Annotated in this window: 12 protein-coding genes; 10 read left to right on the forward strand and 2 right to left on the reverse strand. The window is 39.9% G+C overall.

Annotated features, from left to right (window positions below; all coding sequences use genetic code 11):
- The first annotated feature begins 11 nt into the window (after window positions 1-11).
- Window positions 12-2,306 (forward strand): FAD-dependent oxidoreductase, encoded by a 2,295-nt coding sequence (locus tag FKG96_RS06870; RefSeq protein ID WP_130856179.1) that lies wholly within the window; start codon window positions 12-14, stop codon window positions 2,304-2,306.
- Window positions 2,307-2,337: 31 nt separating this feature from the next.
- On the forward strand, window positions 2,338-3,981 hold the full coding sequence (locus FKG96_RS06875) for a sodium:solute symporter family protein (protein ID WP_130856446.1): 1,644 nt from the start codon (window positions 2,338-2,340) through the stop codon (window positions 3,979-3,981).
- A 42-nt stretch (window positions 3,982-4,023) separates the two neighbouring features.
- Here FKG96_RS06875 and hrpB read toward each other — a convergent pair whose 3' ends face one another.
- Window positions 4,024-6,516, reverse strand: a complete 2,493-nt coding sequence (gene hrpB / locus FKG96_RS06880; RefSeq protein ID WP_149105281.1) for an ATP-dependent helicase HrpB — start codon at window positions 6,514-6,516, stop codon at window positions 4,024-4,026.
- Window positions 6,517-6,560: 44 nt separating this feature from the next.
- Window positions 6,561-7,688: a DUF418 domain-containing protein gene (locus FKG96_RS06885; protein WP_130856181.1), complete on the reverse strand. Its 1,128-nt coding sequence runs from the start codon at window positions 7,686-7,688 to the stop codon at window positions 6,561-6,563.
- A 174-nt stretch (window positions 7,689-7,862) separates the two neighbouring features.
- Between FKG96_RS06885 and FKG96_RS06890 the strand changes: the two genes are divergently transcribed.
- From FKG96_RS06890 to gldN, 8 genes are all read left to right on the forward strand, one after another.
- The gene (locus FKG96_RS06890; protein ID WP_130856182.1) at window positions 7,863-8,612 is read left to right on the forward strand and encodes a tyrosine-protein phosphatase; all 750 of its coding nucleotides are present in this window, start codon (window positions 7,863-7,865) and stop codon (window positions 8,610-8,612) included.
- A gap of 205 nt (window positions 8,613-8,817) precedes the next feature.
- The gene (locus FKG96_RS06895) at window positions 8,818-9,735 is read left to right on the forward strand and encodes a sugar phosphate nucleotidyltransferase (protein ID WP_130856183.1); all 918 of its coding nucleotides are present in this window, start codon (window positions 8,818-8,820) and stop codon (window positions 9,733-9,735) included.
- Between the two features lie 31 nt (window positions 9,736-9,766).
- Window positions 9,767-10,861, forward strand: coding sequence for a mannose-1-phosphate guanylyltransferase (locus FKG96_RS06900; protein WP_130856184.1), 1,095 nt, complete (start codon window positions 9,767-9,769; stop codon window positions 10,859-10,861).
- Window positions 10,862-10,880: 19 nt separating this feature from the next.
- Window positions 10,881-11,324 (forward strand): VanZ family protein, encoded by a 444-nt coding sequence (locus tag FKG96_RS06905; RefSeq protein ID WP_165446974.1) that lies wholly within the window; start codon window positions 10,881-10,883, stop codon window positions 11,322-11,324.
- A 138-nt stretch (window positions 11,325-11,462) separates the two neighbouring features.
- Entirely contained in the window at window positions 11,463-12,854 is a 1,392-nt protein-coding gene (locus FKG96_RS06910) for a UDP-glucose 6-dehydrogenase (protein WP_130856186.1), read from the forward strand.
- Between the two features lie 458 nt (window positions 12,855-13,312).
- Window positions 13,313-13,939 (forward strand): response regulator, encoded by a 627-nt coding sequence (locus tag FKG96_RS06915; RefSeq protein ID WP_013665289.1) that lies wholly within the window; start codon window positions 13,313-13,315, stop codon window positions 13,937-13,939.
- A 467-nt stretch (window positions 13,940-14,406) separates the two neighbouring features.
- Complete coding sequence (locus tag FKG96_RS06920; protein ID WP_165446975.1) at window positions 14,407-15,735, forward strand: SUMF1/EgtB/PvdO family nonheme iron enzyme; 1,329 nt, start codon at window positions 14,407-14,409, stop codon at window positions 15,733-15,735.
- Window positions 15,736-15,808: 73 nt separating this feature from the next.
- Complete coding sequence (gene gldN / locus FKG96_RS06925) at window positions 15,809-16,843, forward strand: gliding motility protein GldN (RefSeq protein ID WP_130856188.1); 1,035 nt, start codon at window positions 15,809-15,811, stop codon at window positions 16,841-16,843.
- The last annotated feature ends 92 nt before the right edge of the window (window positions 16,844-16,935 follow it).

The following is a 16,935-nucleotide window of genomic DNA, read 5'->3' on the forward strand; positions in this document are numbered from 1 at the left end:
AATATTAACAGATGAAGTTTAAAGAAGAATTCGTAGCAGCAGGAAGGAATAAGTATGTAGAAGTACTAAAGGCTGATCTTGTTATAACCGGTGGTGGATTGTCCGGTGTTTGTGCAGCTATTACGGCGGCGCGCAAAGGCTCCAAGGTGGTGCTTGTACAAGATCGCCCCGTACTTGGTGGTAATGCCTCCAGTGAGATCCGGTTGTGGATATTAGGGGCTACTTCTCATATGGGTAACAACAACCGATGGAGCCGAGAGGGAGGGGTGGTTGATGAATTATTGGTGGAAAATACTTACCGCAATCCGGAAGGAAATCCTGTTATTTTGGATATGATTCTTTTAGACAAGGTGGCTCAAGAACCCAATATTACCCTATTGCTGAATACGATGGTATATGAGGTCGAGAAAGATGGGCCCGATCATATTTCGGCACTGAAAGCATTTTGTAGTCAGAATTCCATTGAATATCAGCTTCAGGCACCGTTGTTTTGTGACGCTTCCGGAGACGGTATTGTTGGCTTTTTAGCGGGCGCAGCCTTCAGAATGGGGGCCGAAAGCAAAGAAGAGTTTGGTGAACTGATGGCTCCGGGAGCTGTATACGGAGAATTACTTGGTCATAGCCTATATTTTTATAGTAAAGATGTTGGTAAGCCGGTTAAATTTATACCGCCTTCATTTGCAATGGATGTAACGAAAGAAATTCCCCGATTTAGGAATTTTAATGCCAAAGAATTTGGATGTAAATTGTGGTGGGTAGAGCATGGGGGCAGAATGGATACGGTGCATGATAGCGAGAAAATAAAATGGGATTTGTGGAAGATTGTCTATGGTGTGTGGGATTATATCAAGAATTCGGGAAATTTTCCGGAAGCTGATACGATGACCTTGGAATGGGTAGGTGCAATTCCGGGGAAAAGAGAAAGTAGAAGGTTTGAAGGGGATTACATGTTGACACAACAGGACTTAGTGGAGCAAAGAAAACATGAGGACGCCGTGGCTTATGGCGGATGGTCTATTGATCTACATCCTGCGGACGGCGTGTTCGGTGAAAATAATGCTTGTGACCAGTGGCATAGCAAAGGAGTTTTTCAAATTCCTTATCGCTGCCTTTATAGTCGTAATATTAAGAATTTATTTCTGGCGGGACGAATTATCAGCGTAAGCCATGTGGCTTTTGGAGCGACTAGAGTGATGGCTACAAGTGCCTACGTTGGGGAAGCGGTGGGGATGGCAGCTGTTTTATGCAGACAGTTCGAATTAAATCCGGCGGCACTCTTACAGGAAAAAAAAATAGACACACTACAACGGGAATTAATAAAGATAGGTCATTATATACCGCATATAAAGCAGGCTGATCCCTTAGATTTGATGCAGCAAGCGTCTATAAATGCTTCTTCTGTGTGGGAGTTTAATGGATTTGATGCCATAGATGTTCAGTGGAAGCCCTTATTTATTGCTGCTGCCCAATTGTTGCCTATACCCAGTGGTAGGTGCCCGTCGTTTAAAATAACCGTCAAGGCTACTCGTAATACTACATTAGTGGTGGAGTTGCGAAAAAGCAGCAGAATAGGGAATTTTACGCCGGATATGCTGCTGACTAGTCAAACGTTCGACTTGAACGAGGGAGAGCAACTATTGGAATTAACCTTTGACCTGACGCTGGTTGATCCTACATACGTGTTCCTTGTGTTTAAAGATAATCCGAATATTTTACTTCCTTATACGGAACAGCGGGCTACGGGATTGGTTGCTGTTTTTAATGGGGTAAATAAAGCCGTGTCAAATTATGGAAAGCAAATCCCGCCTTTAAATATGGGCGTTGACACATTCGAATTTTGGTGTCCGGCGCGGAGGCCGGAAGGGCAAAATATATTGTTAAGCGTCTCTAAAGGATTGCATATTTTCGATCCTAGGTTTCTTATAAATGGTGTAGATAGACCAACTGTTAGAAGCAATGCCTGGGTTGCGGATCCGACAGATCCCAATCCATCCATCGAGATTGTTTGGAATAAAAAACAAAGGATAAGTAAGCTGGTCCTTTTCTTTGATACGGATTTTGATCATCCAATGGAATCGGTACTAATGACCCACCCGGAACGCGTGATGCCTTTTTGTGTGAGAGCGTATAAGATTCTAGACGATAAGGGAAATACTATATATGAAAAACAAGATAATTTTCAAACGATCAATGCTATATTATTCGATGGTTCCGTGGAAACAGAAAAATTGATTGTTAGCATGGCACATCCTTCGAATAACGTTCCGGCAGCCTTATTTGGAATACGCTGTTATGCTCAAAGATAATTGTATTTAACAAATAAAGACCTAGATTGTGATGAATAACATCGATTATGTAGTAATGGCTGTATTTGCCCTTCTGATTTTATGTATTGGAATGGTGTTTACTTATTCAGGAAGTAAAAATACATCGACTTTTTTTGAAGCTGGGGGGCAAACACCGTGGTGGATTAATGGCCTCTCCTTATTTATTAGCTACTTTTCGGCTGGTACTTTTGTTGTATGGGGATCAATTGCTTATCAAGGAGGCTTCGTGGCTAATGGTATACAGTTAACCATGATGCTAGGTGGGTTGATAACAGCAATTTTTATTGCTCATCGATGGAAGAAAACAGGTGCGCTTACTGCCGCAGAATACATCGGTGTCCGTTTCGGGGTAAAGACGCAACAATTTTATACTACTTTAACGTTATTGTATAGCTTGTTTTCTGTGGCGGCTGTGTTATACCCAGTTGGGAAGATGGTAAATGTTGCTTCGGGGATTTCTATTGAAGCCAGCGTGCTTATTATTGGAGGTATTATTATTTTATACACAGCTGCGGGAGGACTTTGGGCCGTTTTGGTAACAGATGTGGTGCAATTTGTAGTTTTATCTGCCGCGGTATTAATTGTAATTCCACTGGCGCTAAAGGATGCAGGGGGTATCCAGACATTTGCCTCCAATGCTCCGGACCATTTTTTTGACTTTTTTAACAGTGAGTACAGTATAGGATTCTTTTTTGCTTTTCTTTTATATCAAACTATTTATATAGGAGGAAACTGGCCCTATGTGCAACGTTATACCAGTGTTTCCAATGAGAAGAATGCGCGTAAGGTGGCGTTTTTATTTACAGGGTTATATTTGATCTGTCCGTTTATTTGGATGTTACCTCCCATGCTTTACCGTGTGATTAATCCCAATTTACAGGGCATAGAAGCGGAAGGAGCTTATATGATGATGGCACAAAAAGTGTTGCCTGCAGGCTTAGTGGGCTTGGTGCTTTCAGGAATGATTTCGGCTACGGCAAGCAAAGCAAACACTACACTGAATTTAGTTGCAGTGGTTTTTGCGAATGATGTTTATAAAAAAATTTTTTTTCCGAAGGCTTCTGACAAAACCTTAGTATGGGTTGCAAGAGTCTTCACTGTGCTTTTTGGATTGCTGACAATGGTTATTGCTATTCTGATACCTAAAGTTGGCGGAATTGTTGAAATGGTATTGAGCACGGCGGCAATAGCGGGCGGTTCACTCTTCGCTCCCTTGATTTGGTCATTATTTTCTAAGAAACAGACCGCAAAATCGATTGTTTTTGCATCTATTGTCAGCTTAGTGGTAAGCATATGGATGAAAATAGGCGCACCATTTATTATGGGTATAAGGTTAGATCGCTTTCTGGAAACTTGCCTCGGAGTAGGTTTGCCCTTAGCTATTTTAGCACTATTTGAATTGATCAACCGAAAGCAACATTATGCGGCGTTTTCAAAAAAAGAGGAATCCATACATGAGTATAACGAGCGACAAGATTCTGTGAAGCAAAATATATTCGGTATAAAAGTTATTGCTTTTTCGATAACACTTGTTGGTTTTGGAATCGCTTTATTGGGAATAGGAGCTGATGATGGTTTAGTAGCAGTGATTGTTGGTGCCGGAATTATGTTAGGAGGTGGTGCCATTTGGAAATCCATTTTAAGTGCTCAATGAAATTTTATGCAAATTACCATGGTAGAAAATAGATAGCTAAACTCAAGGGTACATTCGCTTATTGACGCCTCGCGCGGCCGGCGCATCTATTGGATTTTCAGGCCAGGCATGTTTGGGGTATCTTCTTTTAAGCTCTTTTCGGACTTCAAAGTAAGCATTGCTCCAGAAGCTTTTTAAATCCGCAGTTATTTGAACAAGTTTAAAACCGGGAGAAAGCAGATGAAGGGATACGGGCGTTTTTCCGTCATTGATGGTAGGCGTTTCGAGTAGACCAAAAACTTCTTGCAAACGCACTGCCAAGATTGGCGACTCGCCATTTGGTAAATAGCGAAGCCTAATCTGAGATCCACTGGGCACTGTAAGCTTGGTTGGTGCCAGTTTTTCCAGCTTTCTTTGCAGCTCAAAGGGAAGCCAATGGACCAATATCGAAATTAGGTCCAACTTTTTCAAATCCTCTGCTTTTCGGCACTTAGTAAGATAGGGCGCTAGCCATTCTTCTACGCAATTAAGCAAGCTATCGGTATCAGCTTTAGGCCAATATGCTTTCTGATCCCAGAATTTCAAGCTCATTACGCGATTCTGCCATTGTTCAACCTCCGTCGTATAGTTAAGTAAATGTAGCCCTTCTTTCTTTATTACCTTTAAAAGCACTTCGGTAACCAGATCGGGGGGGATTTGCTGTAATGGCCTTGTCTGAACGATTAGGTTGTCGATTTTCCATTCTTCTCTTGCAAGAAAAGCCCCGTTATTTGAATCCCACTGAATGTTTGTATCGTGTGTTGTCAAAGGAAAAACATCTTCTTTCTTTAGTGGAGCGGCAAGAAATACCTTGCCCTCTCCTCCTCGAAAATCAATATGGGCTATGACCAAAAAGTCTTCGTTACATAAGCTATCACTTAGAAGGAGTGTTGCCTTCCGTCCATTGGCCATGAAGAAGCGGTTGCTGCCCTGCTCTATCTTGCGGGCAATGCGATCGGGATAAGCATAGGCCACAAGGCATCCACTAACGTAAGGATCGGGATCGTCATTGTTCTCTTCAATACCAAATAGCTTTCTATAATAGGCGGCAATCTTAATCACTTTGGAGAAAGACTGATGATACATACGGTTTTTTCTCGCTCTTCTTAATGCTTCAATTCGCAAATTTAAATCGGTTTCAATCGTATTACTTAGGGGATCGCGTTCTTCCAAAAGGGCAGCAATATCTGTTGCTAAGTGCAAATGTAATTTTTCGGATGCTGCTGCGGATAGCATATGCGCTAACCTGGGATGGCATGGTAAACGATGTATCATTTTGCCATGAGCGCTTATCTTTCCATCCATGATGGCCTCGATACGAGTTAAGATCTTTTGTGCTTGCAGAAATCGTTCGAGCGGCGGTGGTGTTAACCATTTTAACTGGTCCACAGATGAAATCCCCCACTTGAACAGTTCTAAGGTTAAAGGCATCAAATCCGCATCGATAATTTCCGGATTGCGATAGGTTTTCATTTTAGCCTCTTGTGTTTTAGACCACATGCGATAACAAGTTCCAGGGCCAAGTCTACCGGCCCTACCACTTCGCTGGATTGCTGAGTCGAGGCTAATACTAACCGTTTGTAAGCTTGACAAATTAGTTTTAGCGTCGAATATTGCTTGGCGCGTAAAGCCACTATCAATGACGACGCGAACGCCTTCGATCGTGAGGCTGGTCTCGGCAATGGAGGTTGCCAGGATGACTTTCCGACCACCTTTTTCATCGGGGAGGATGGCTCTTTGTTGTGCTGCTATTGAGAGCTGCCCATATAAGCAATGGATAATTGCAGTTGTCTTTTTTATTTTCAAGAGATCTTTACATCGGTTAATCGCCGCCTGTCCAGGAAGAAAGACAAGTATGTCTCCGATGGTTTCATGAAGTGCTCGCAATATAGTTTGAACACATAAAGACGGAAGACTTTCCAAGTTTTGCTCTCCTGTATAGATAATATCTATCGGATGTGTTCTCGAAGGACATTCAATAGTTGGAGCTTTTAATAACTGTGCCAGGTTAGGTAAATCGAGCGTTGCCGACATTACCAGTAATCGCAAATCGGGGCGTAAGATTTCTTGCGTTTCCAGACAGAGTGTTAACGCAGTATCGGCATGAATACTTCTTTCGTGAAATTCATCAAAAATAATTAAACCAAATGCTTCGAGGGCATTATCATCTTGTATCATGCGCGTCAAAATACCTTCGGTTACCACTTCTATCCGTGTGCTATTGCTTACTTTATGTTCAAATCGAATCCGATAACCTATGGTTTTTCCTATATCTTCATCTAATAGAGATGCCATTCTCCCTGCGATCGCGATTGCAGCTAAACGACGGGGTTCCAGTAATAGAATTTTTTTGCCTTTGAGCCATGGTTCATCCAATAAACGCAAAGGAAGCAAGGTGCTTTTTCCTGCCCCCGGAGAAGCGCTAACCAATAAATTGGGGTGTTTTTTTAATGAATCCTGAACTTTTGAAAGGATTTGCTGAATGGGTAGTTGTGGCTCCTCTAAAATAGATAACATGGAGGTCAAACTTACGGAATAGATTCGGAATGATCAATGCTATCTTATTGGCTAAGTGGTGCGTCTTGTTCTACCATTGAATGTAATTTCTTTTTTTGAAGAGGCTGGTTTTTATATAAATTGGTAGTGCTTCGCCAGATCCATTCAAGCGGGCCAAAGCTGAATTTTTTGAACCAATAAATCGAAAAAATGATTTGTGCAAAATAGAATAAGTTGGCTAATATGATAATGGAAAGCAATTCTCCATTTTTTACTTGTTTATAGCCAAATTCAAAGAGAAGAAAGAAGAAAAAAGTTTGTAATACATAATTCGTTAAACCCATGCGGCCTAAATTTTCCAAGGCTGACCAAAAAAGCCGCCATTTTTTTCTGTACCAATAAAGTAAACAGATGCCGCCGATGTAGCAGAATGAAAGCCATAGACTTTTTAAGGCACTCAACGTAGCTGTATAATATAACGTACTGCCAATAATTAAAAACACGCCAAGTGCAAGCGACCACAGAAGTAAGGATTTTTTTAATAGCTCAGTACGAAAACCCTTAGCATTAAATAGATCAACTGTACCGGCCCAGTAACCAAGATAGAATAAGCTAAGAATCATCAGGAAATGACCGGACGATAATTGATGGATAATACGTTGCGAGAAGCCTAAATTGGCTATTAAGGACATGGAAGAAGAACTTTTAATATGATGGCCGAATTCGGAAGATAAGCAAGCTGCAACAACTAAAATTGCTATTATGAATAGAAGATGTCTTTGATTCAGATGTCTAACAGGAATAAGTAACAAACCGATAATGGCGTAGATATGCAATATATCAAAAGCATAAAATTGATTATGCAGTAAACCAATAATAAATAAAACAAACAGCCTCCATATAAACTTGATTGTAAATGGCTGACCCTTTCTTTTAGCATTTCTAAATTGGATATAAAAGCTTAAGCCGAATAAGAAGGAAAATATTAAGTAAAATTTTCTTTCTACGAAAAAACTTAAGAAACTCTTGATTAAAAGGTCCGTTTCATTGCCGATTTTTTTTCCTTCGGATTGTAATTCAAGAAGATATATAGATGCCGCGTGAGCAAGGATAATTCCGTACAAGGCAAATCCCCGGAGAATATCGAGGATGGAAATTCGTGGTGAGTCAGTTTTTAATAAGGTATCGGCCATGGTAATACAAAGGTAAGCTGGAGACCCAATTAATGGAGACCATGGATACGAACTGATATAAAAACGGGCAATTATACGAAAGGGTGGGAAGTGTTGATTATTTATGTACAACGCTTACAAAGATAAGTGGCGGAAAGCAAGTACAATATACTGATGCGGAAATCGTTTATGTTGATGAGGAGAACAGTGATGTTTAATTTGTTTAGACGAAGTGGACATGCGAGTCTAGAGTGGGTTGAAGTTGATATACATTCACACCTATTGCCAGGCATCGATGATGGGGCGCCAAATGTTTCGGTATCGCTGCTGTTGCTAAAAAAACTTTTGTCTCTTGGTTTAAAATCGTTCATATTAACGCCCCATATATATGATGAGGTATTTCCTAATACGAAGGAGACAATTGATTATGCTCACGAGAGGTTCTATGCTGAAATGGAACGAGCCGGTTTAGCAGATATATATACCCATTCATCTGCGGAATACATGCTTGGCGAGAAATTTGAAGCGCTCTTAGAAGAGCAGTGTTTAAGACCATTTCCAACCAATCATTTACTGGTTGAAATGCCATGGTCGGCCGAACCGATTGCGTTGGAACAGATAGTAAGTCGCATTATCGCAAATGGGTATATCCCAATCATCGCGCATCCCGAACGTTACAATTTTTATTCATCGCAAACAAGGAAGTACCATGAATTAAAAGAGATGGGGTGTTTGTTGCAGTTGAACTTACTTTCTCCAATAGGTTACTATGGAAAACAAGTTACAATAACAACGCAATATCTTATTAATAAAAATATGTATGACTTTTTAGGAACTGATTTGCATCACCATCAGCAATTAACTAAAATAATCAGCTATGTAAAAAGTGGACGCGCTTATAAGGAGTTAGGGCATTTATCTATAAAAAACGCTGAATTGCTATAGTCGATCATGCTACCTTTCGTTTAACGGTTGGTATATTGGATAATAGTACTCAAAAGCGGTCCGTTTGTATACAATTTACGGACATTGCGTTTAAAAAAAATATTATTTATCCGATATTCACCCCGATAAATTTCCTGGCGAAATCGTTTACGTTTGCGAGTCGTCAATATTAGTTCCTTTAAAAATTGATTTAAATTAATAGCAAATGAAACCGACTTTAGTAATCTTAGCCGCTGGAATGGCGAGCCGCTATGGTGGAAACAAACAAATTGATGGTTTTGGACCGAATAACGAAACAATTTTGGAATATTCTATTTTTGATGCCATACGTGCCGGATTTGGAAAAGTATGTTTCATCATTAGGAAAGAACATCAAACTGTATTTGAAGAGAAGTTTGCAAAGGCCCTGAAAGGCCAAATGGAAGTTGATTATGCATTTCAAGAGCCTCAATTGGCAGAATACGGTTTTAATGAGTATATTGAGCGCACTAAACCTTGGGGAACCGGACATGCGCTGTTGGCTGCAAGAAATGTAGTTAAAGAAAATTTTTGTGTGATTAATGCGGATGATTTTTATAGTCTTATAGCTTTTCGGCGAATGGCGGCTTTTCTGGCAGATGAAGCTAAAGATGATTACTTTGCGCTATTAGGGTATAAGATTGACAAAACTTTATCGGATAGTGGCCCTGTAACGAGAGGGGTTTGTGCCATATCAGATTCAAGTGAATTGAAAAGGTTGGATGAGCGAGCAAAGGTTTACAGAAATTCTGAAGGTGAAATCGAGTTTGTTCAGCACGATGGGACACCTGGCAAGTTAAATGTCGACGATCTTGTTTCAATGAATTTTTGGGGTTTTACTCCAGCGATATTTTCGTTACTTGAGCCTTTGTTTGTTACTTTTGTACGTGAAAATATAGCGGATCCGAAAGCCGAATTTCTCATACCGGAGGCAGCGCAGATCTTGCTACAGAAAGGACAGGCAAGCTTTCGGGTGATCCCTATTGACGCCCCGTGCTTTGGAGTAACGTATCAAGAAGATAAACCGTTGGTTAAAAACGAACTGTCTGATTTAGTTGAGAAAGGGGTTTATCCTAAGTACTTATGGAAAGAGGTAGCTGTTTAGCATTTTTTTGCGCAGTTATAAAAAATTATATATGAATAAAAATCATTATGTTGTTATTATGGCCGGGGGCGTAGGTAGCCGTTTTTGGCCAGTTAGTAGAACATCACTTCCTAAACAGTTTATTGATGTGCTTGGGTTAGGTAAAACCTTAATTCAAAGTACTTACGAGCGATTCAAGCAAATTGTTCCGGAGGACAATATTTATGTGCTAACAAACCATAAATATGTTGAATTGGTAAAAGAGCAGTTAGGGATTACCGATGAGAACAGAATTATCGGTGAGCCGGCCATGCGCAATACGGCGCCTTGCATCGCCTATGCCTGTCATAAATTGCAAGCTTTAAACCCTAATGCAACACTCGTTATTGCCCCTTCTGATCATCTTATTCAAGATACGGAGCGTTTTCTGTCGGATATCAAAATGTCTCTGGAAGCAGCGGAAAACAGCGAAGCGTTGATTACCCTAGGAATAAAGCCGTCAAGACCGGATACGGGATATGGGTATATTCAAATTAGCGACGAGACGCTTGCCGGATTTTCAAACTTTAACAAAGTCGCTTCCTTTAGAGAGAAACCCGTTTTACAAGTAGCGCAAGAATATGTTTCGAGTGGTAAGTACCTCTGGAATGCAGGTATTTTCATTTGGAATGTGCAATCTATTCTTGCTGAATTGCAAAAGTATGAGGAAAAGTTAAATGCAGTATTTATGGCTGGATATGGAAAATACAATACACCGGAAGAAAAAGCTTTTTTGGAAGCGTATTATCCGGCATGTGAGAATATATCCATTGATTATGCAATCATGGAAAAAAGCGAACGGGTTTATGTCCTGCCTGTAGATTTTGGCTGGTCTGACTTAGGAACATGGACGTCTGTTTATGGGTTAAGTCAACAGGATAATAGCGGCAATGTGCTTATACCAGACGCTAATAATGTGATTCTATACAACAGCAGCAATTGCATGGTTAATGTGCCGAGTTATAAAAAGGTAGTTTTGAAAAATTTACATAATTATATTATAGTGGAGGCAAATGATACGTTGATGATTTGTCCGATCGATAGTGAACAAGAAGTAAAGCAAGTTGTTGCAGATGCGGCTAAGCAATTTGGTGAAAGTTATATCTAAATATTCTTTGGATTCCATTATGAAATGGGTATGGAGAGTGTGGTGCTTGCTGTATTTTATCATCTTATTCTATGTGGTTTTTTTTGCAGGAAGAAGGCCGAACCCCACATTTGAAAGCACTGATTCGCGACCATTATTATTAATCCCATTTAAAATGAAGTGGTATTTATACAAACATGCAATCGATGTAAATAGTGTGTACCTCGACATATTGGGCAATATTGTAATGTTTGTTCCGCTACCACTTTTTCTTTATATAGTATGGAAGGTCAAGCGACCGCACACAATGTTTTGGATCGGTTTTATCGCGAGTTTTATAGTAGAGTTTACTCAGTATATCACCGGTGTAGGGCTTGCCGATATCGATGATCTCGTATTCAATTCGCTTGGAGTTCTTTGCGGAGTAACTATAATTGACGGCATAAAGCGAACAGCCTTTGAAACTGAAAGATCTAATAATTGAAAAGGAGGCTAAACACCGCATCTCTCTGTTCAAGATTCGTGAAAGAAATGTAACGCTTTGAGATTTTGTCATTGTTTATTTTTGTAACGCACGGCACATAAAAAACATTTAGTTTATAATTTGAATTTATCCTTAAAAATGACTGTAAAAAAAATCTGTTGTATCGGCGCTGGCTATGTTGGCGGCCCAACAATGGCTGTAATAGCCAAGCAATGTCCTGACATACAAGTTACGGTGGTTGATCTCAATGAGGCTCGGATTGCGGCCTGGAATGATCACGATGTTAATAAAATTCCCGTTTATGAACCGGGATTGAGTGAAGTTGTTTCAGAAGCAAGGGGAAGAAACCTGTTTTTTTCAACTGATGTGGATCAAGCTATTAATGAAGCAGACATGATCTTTATCTCAGTGAATACCCCGACAAAAACATACGGAGCAGGAAAAGGACAAGCAGCCGATTTGAAATGGATCGAACTTTGTGCGCGACAAATCGCCCGCGTTAGTAAATCGGATAAAATAGTTGTCGAAAAGTCCACGCTTCCCGTCCGCACGGCTAGGACCTTGAAGGATATTTTACAGCATACCGGAAACGGTGTTAAATTTCAAATTCTTTCTAATCCGGAATTTTTAGCGGAGGGCACGGCTGTAGAGGACTTGTTAAAACCCGACCGCGTGTTGATTGGTGGCGATCAGGACGAAGAAGGAAAGAAAGCGATTGAAGCGCTGGTCAATATATATGCACAGTGGGTGCCCAGAGAACGGATTCTTACTACCAATGTATGGTCGTCTGAACTGTCAAAATTAACCGCCAATGCTTTTCTAGCACAACGAGTTTCATCGATTAATGCGCTCTCGGAACTGTGTGAACATACTGAGGCAGACATTAATGAGGTAGCCCGTGCTATCGGAACAGACAGTCGGATAGGTCCTAAATTTCTGAAGGCTTCGGTAGGGTTTGGTGGCTCTTGTTTTCAAAAGGATATTTTGAATTTGGTGTATATCGCGAGAAGCTACGGACTTACGGAAGTTGCCGACTATTGGGAACAGGTGATTATTATGAATGATCACCAAAAGAAGCGATTCGCGAACAAGATTATAAAAACGCTTTATAATACGGTAAACGGAAAGAAAATTGCGTTCTTAGGATGGGCTTTTAAGAAAGACACCAATGATACGCGCGAATCTGCGGCGATTTATGTAGCCGATCACTTACTATACGAACAGGCTCATGTCGGTGTTTATGATCCTAAGGTACCCGAGCAGCAAGTTTATACCGACCTTGACTACCTAGCTACAAGATCATCGGATGAGAACAGCAAGCTTGTACAAGTATATAATGATCCTTATGAGGCTTGTAAAGACGCCCACGCCGTGGCTATCCTTACCGAGTGGGATGAGTTTAAACACTATGATTGGCAGCGGATCTACGATAACATGTTGAAGCCGGCGCATATCTTTGATGGACGAAATATTCTCGATAAAGCGAAGCTTGAGAATATTGGATTTAAAATTTGTCCGATAGGGAGCTAGTAGAAACGAAAAGTAATTATCAGACTTTTACCAAGTCGAATTAAATTAAATAGAAGGCTAGAATTTTCTGGCCTTTTTGTTTTAATATAAATTTTGTAACAACAATTTTTGCACATTTTTATTTAAGTTTTCTCATAGATAGGTAGATTGTGTTCATTCTGTTAATAATAACGGTATTATATAACCTATTATTATATAGATCGTTAGTTGTTTTTTCTCTTCATTGTTAAATGCAATTGAGATGTGAAATGTGAAACCGACATCCTTTGCTATACAATATTTTACAAAGAGTGAAATAGGCATAAAAATATTTTTTGTCATCTTTGTTAAGACCTAAAAATTCTGGTACTGGACTGAATATTGAAGAAGGATTAAATTCTTGATGAAATAATCATATAGAATTTACACCGATCTAGATTTAACAGGTAAATACATAACAACTGTTTAAGTATTTTATTATGAAAGCAACTATAGGTATAGTAGATGATCATGCGCTGGTTTTGGAGTCTTTAATCATGCTCATTAATAATCTTGCCGATTTCCAAGTCACGATGCACGCTACCGACGGACATGATTTGTTAAATAAATTGAGACGACAAGAAAGCTATCCAGATATATTATTGATTGACGTGCTTATGCCCAATATGAGCGGTGCAGAGCTTACTGGCAAAATCAAGTTTACCTATCCGGATATAAAATTAGTTGCCCTTTCCGTTTTAAGCGATTCGATCAGTGTACTTCAAATGATCCGAGCAGGCTGTTGCGCATACCTTACAAAAAATATGAATGTTTTGGAACTCAATTTGGCACTAACTGAAGTATGGGCAAAAGGGTATTATAACTCTTATTTGACAGAAAAAAGTGTAGAAGACATCGCGCTTCAAATAGATCTGACAGATCGGGAGAAGGAATTCTTGTATTTGGCTTGTAGCGACTTAAATTATCATGAGATCGCAAAACGCATGTTTCTGTCGATTAAAACAATTGATGGTTATCGAGCCAGTTTGTTTGCTAAATTCAAAGTGAAAAGTCGAACCGGACTCGTTTTACAGGCAATTAAACATAAATTCGTCCACATTAGCTAGTGATAACCCGTAATTCTTAGCCTTATTTCCTAAAGACCTTTTGTTAAACAAATGTATAATGCTGTCTATACCTGTGTATAAATAGGTCAGAAATCGAGTATGGCGGCTTGTAGCCGAATACCTACTTTTGCATAGTAGTTCCCATGATGGAGAGAACGACGAATGAAACGAAATAAAGAAGTCTATCAAAATTATGACCTTAATCAGGATATTGTAATTTGGGAGCGAGTATGCTCAATAAGCCATAGTCTATTATTTACCATATAAAAATGTGAGTTTATACACATTTTGTTGAGAAAATAGTGCATTTAAAGAAAGATCAATTTATTTTGATGGCTTATGGCTCAATTGGTATATAAATCATCAAAATCACGTTGCAAAATATTTGGTGATAAAATAGAAAAGTGTAAATATCGGAACACCTCTTTATAAAGAGCTGTTCACTGCCATTAAAAATGATAATTGAAATGAGAGCTTTAAACAGATTTAGTCGGATTGCCGGTCGTGCTGCGTTTGGTGGTATAATGGCACTGGCATTATCCATGACGGCGTGTAAATCAAATAAGTTATATGATTCTCCCCGAGTTTCGTCTTTCCGGGGTAATAGGCTGCCGGCACCTCCGGGAATGGTATACATCCCTTCGGGAACGATCTTCTATAAGAGTTCGCAAGATAGTAGCGACATGGGGAAAAACGTAAGCTTAAGTGCATTCTTTATCGATGAGACGGAAGTCACAAACAGACAGTACCGCGAATTTGTAAACTGGGTTGCCGACTCGGTTGCTGTTGTTGATTATTTAAAAGACGATCAGTACTTTTTAAAAGAAGACAACACGAATGAAGACGGCGCTAACGACGCAAATGTGGAACGACTGATTGATTGGAAAAGGGTGAAAAAAGAGTCTCCCTTATGGCTAAGTAAAAATCCGGAAATTCAAGAGAAGCTGCGTCCAATGTTAACCATGAAGGCAGGTAAAAGAGTTTTAAACGATGCCCTGCTAACTTATCGCTTTTCTTATTTAAAAATGGACGGCAGGAACAATGATCAATATGTAACAGACACCGTGGGAGTGATGCCAGTAGACGACATTTGGTCAAAAGATTTTCCAAATGCTCAAATGCATGCTATGGATGCAAACTACTTTTATCATAAATCTTTTGACTACAATCCGGTGGTCGGTGTAAGTTGGAAACAGGCCCGGGCATATGCTGATTGGCGAGGAAAGGAGATTATGGCAAGTTTGCAAAAGAACTCCTATCTAAAGGGGTATCAATTGACTTTCAGCTTACCTACCGAAGCCCAATGGCAATATGCCGCAGAAGGGAAGCTTGATCCGGTAGATACGATTCAACGGACCCGATTAACAATCGATGATCGCAAATCAGACAAAAAAAGACTTGCAGTAAACTTTAAGCAAGGAGAAGGGACCTATTCAAGAGATGGATCTACCTTTACGGTTCCTGTAAAAGCTTATACTCCGAATGCATTTGGCGTATATAATATGGCCGGAAACGTGTCGGAATGGACGTTGGATGCTTTCAGCCCCTCAGCCATTGAATTTGTGAACGACTTAAATCCCGTTTTATTATACGACGCCGATGATCGTGCAAGTTATGCGTTGAAACGGAAAGTAGTTAGGGGTGGATCTTGGAAAGATAATGGAAGCATGCTGAATAGCGATGCGAGAAATTACGAACAACAAGATGAAGCACATTCCTATATTGGATTCAGGTGTGTAATGTCAGCTTTTGAAATGGCAACCCCACAAGTAAAAACAAGAAAGTACAAAAATTGATGGTTTCAAAATTGCTCCTTAGAGCGTATCTCGAAACGCTAGAAAATCATTGTTGAGAAAAAGAATAATAATTATGAAAATGTTTTTGACCGGTATATTGAGTTTCTTCTGCTTTTTCGGATTGTTGGCGCAGGAAACTCCGGATACAACTATTGTAGAAGAGGGAATAAGTGGAACGATCCCCGATTCGATGGCAGGCAATGGTAGTGTGTTATTGATCGATACTGTGCCCCAAACGGATGGCTATTATCAGGTGAGTGATTTACATGACGCTGTACCTTTTGCTTATCCAAAGGTTAATCCAAAGAATATTCGTTTTTACAAGCGCGTGTGGAGAGACATCGATTTGAAAGATAAAGAGAACTATATTTTTGCTATCCCCGGAGCTTCATTGATGGAGGCTATTATGAAAAGTATCAAAGAAGGTAAATTAACGCCTTATAATCCGGAAGATGATGGTTTTAAAACGAAGCTGACTGCAAGAGAGGGAGAAGCTCGCTTTACAGATAGCGTGCTGGTACCGATTTTTGACAACGAGGGAAACCAAATCGATGCCAAGATGACTTTAAACGAATTTAACCCGGAAAAGGTGACGAAATTTCGTATTAAAGAAGATATATTTTTCGATAAACAACGAGGCAAACTGGAAACAAGGATTATTGGGGTAGCGCCTTTGATGACAATCAATTCTTCGGCGGAATTGGCGGAGTCGGTCGGAGAAACACCCGCCTTTTGGCTGTATTTTCCACAATTGCGATACACGTTGGTACAACTGGATGTGTCTGATCCCGATAAGGAGCTCTATGATATGACAATGGACGATCTATTTGTACAGCGTAAATTTTCAAGCAAGATTGTACGACAAACTTCTCCAAGTCAACGGATGCAATATGCGGCCGACGGACAGGATACGACAGAAAGAGACATCCAAGATAAGATTCAGCTTTATAAGGACCGTTTATGGCGCAATCCCAAAGGGGTCAACTCGGATGATTTAGTTTCGAAGGACGAGGATTATTTGCGAGAAAAGAAGGAAAAGAACGACCGAAAGAAGGAAAAGGCAGTGTTGAGAAATGAACAGGCTGAGGGTAAAGAAAGTCGTCAATAGTAGTCATTGATACTTTTAAACGTTTTATAGATTGTCAAAACTTAGGTTACGATCACTGGTAGTAAAGGCCATACATGCATAAATGTGTAGTT

This window comes from Olivibacter sp. LS-1, assembly GCF_008245145.1.
GTDB lineage: Bacteria > Bacteroidota > Bacteroidia > Sphingobacteriales > Sphingobacteriaceae > Olivibacter > Olivibacter oleidegradans.

What these genes read in the sequence shown, in the direction of transcription:
- FKG96_RS06870 (WP_130856179.1), top strand. Translation starts at nt 12, where the DNA reads ATGAAGTTTAAAGAAGAATTCGTAGCAGCAGGAAGGAATAAGTATGTA.
- FKG96_RS06875 (WP_130856446.1), top strand. Translation starts at nt 2,338, where the DNA reads ATGAATAACATCGATTATGTAGTAATGGCTGTATTTGCCCTTCTGATT.
- hrpB (WP_149105281.1), bottom strand. Translation starts at nt 6,516, where the DNA reads ATGTTATCTATTTTAGAGGAGCCACAACTACCCATTCAGCAAATCCTT.
- FKG96_RS06885 (WP_130856181.1), bottom strand. Translation starts at nt 7,688, where the DNA reads ATGGCCGATACCTTATTAAAAACTGACTCACCACGAATTTCCATCCTC.
- FKG96_RS06890 (WP_130856182.1), top strand. Translation starts at nt 7,863, where the DNA reads ATGAGGAGAACAGTGATGTTTAATTTGTTTAGACGAAGTGGACATGCG.
- FKG96_RS06895 (WP_130856183.1), top strand. Translation starts at nt 8,818, where the DNA reads ATGAAACCGACTTTAGTAATCTTAGCCGCTGGAATGGCGAGCCGCTAT.
- FKG96_RS06900 (WP_130856184.1), top strand. Translation starts at nt 9,767, where the DNA reads ATGAATAAAAATCATTATGTTGTTATTATGGCCGGGGGCGTAGGTAGC.
- FKG96_RS06905 (WP_165446974.1), top strand. Translation starts at nt 10,881, where the DNA reads ATGAAATGGGTATGGAGAGTGTGGTGCTTGCTGTATTTTATCATCTTA.
- FKG96_RS06910 (WP_130856186.1), top strand. Translation starts at nt 11,463, where the DNA reads ATGACTGTAAAAAAAATCTGTTGTATCGGCGCTGGCTATGTTGGCGGC.
- FKG96_RS06915 (WP_013665289.1), top strand. Translation starts at nt 13,313, where the DNA reads ATGAAAGCAACTATAGGTATAGTAGATGATCATGCGCTGGTTTTGGAG.
- FKG96_RS06920 (WP_165446975.1), top strand. Translation starts at nt 14,407, where the DNA reads ATGAGAGCTTTAAACAGATTTAGTCGGATTGCCGGTCGTGCTGCGTTT.
- gldN (WP_130856188.1), top strand. Translation starts at nt 15,809, where the DNA reads ATGAAAATGTTTTTGACCGGTATATTGAGTTTCTTCTGCTTTTTCGGA.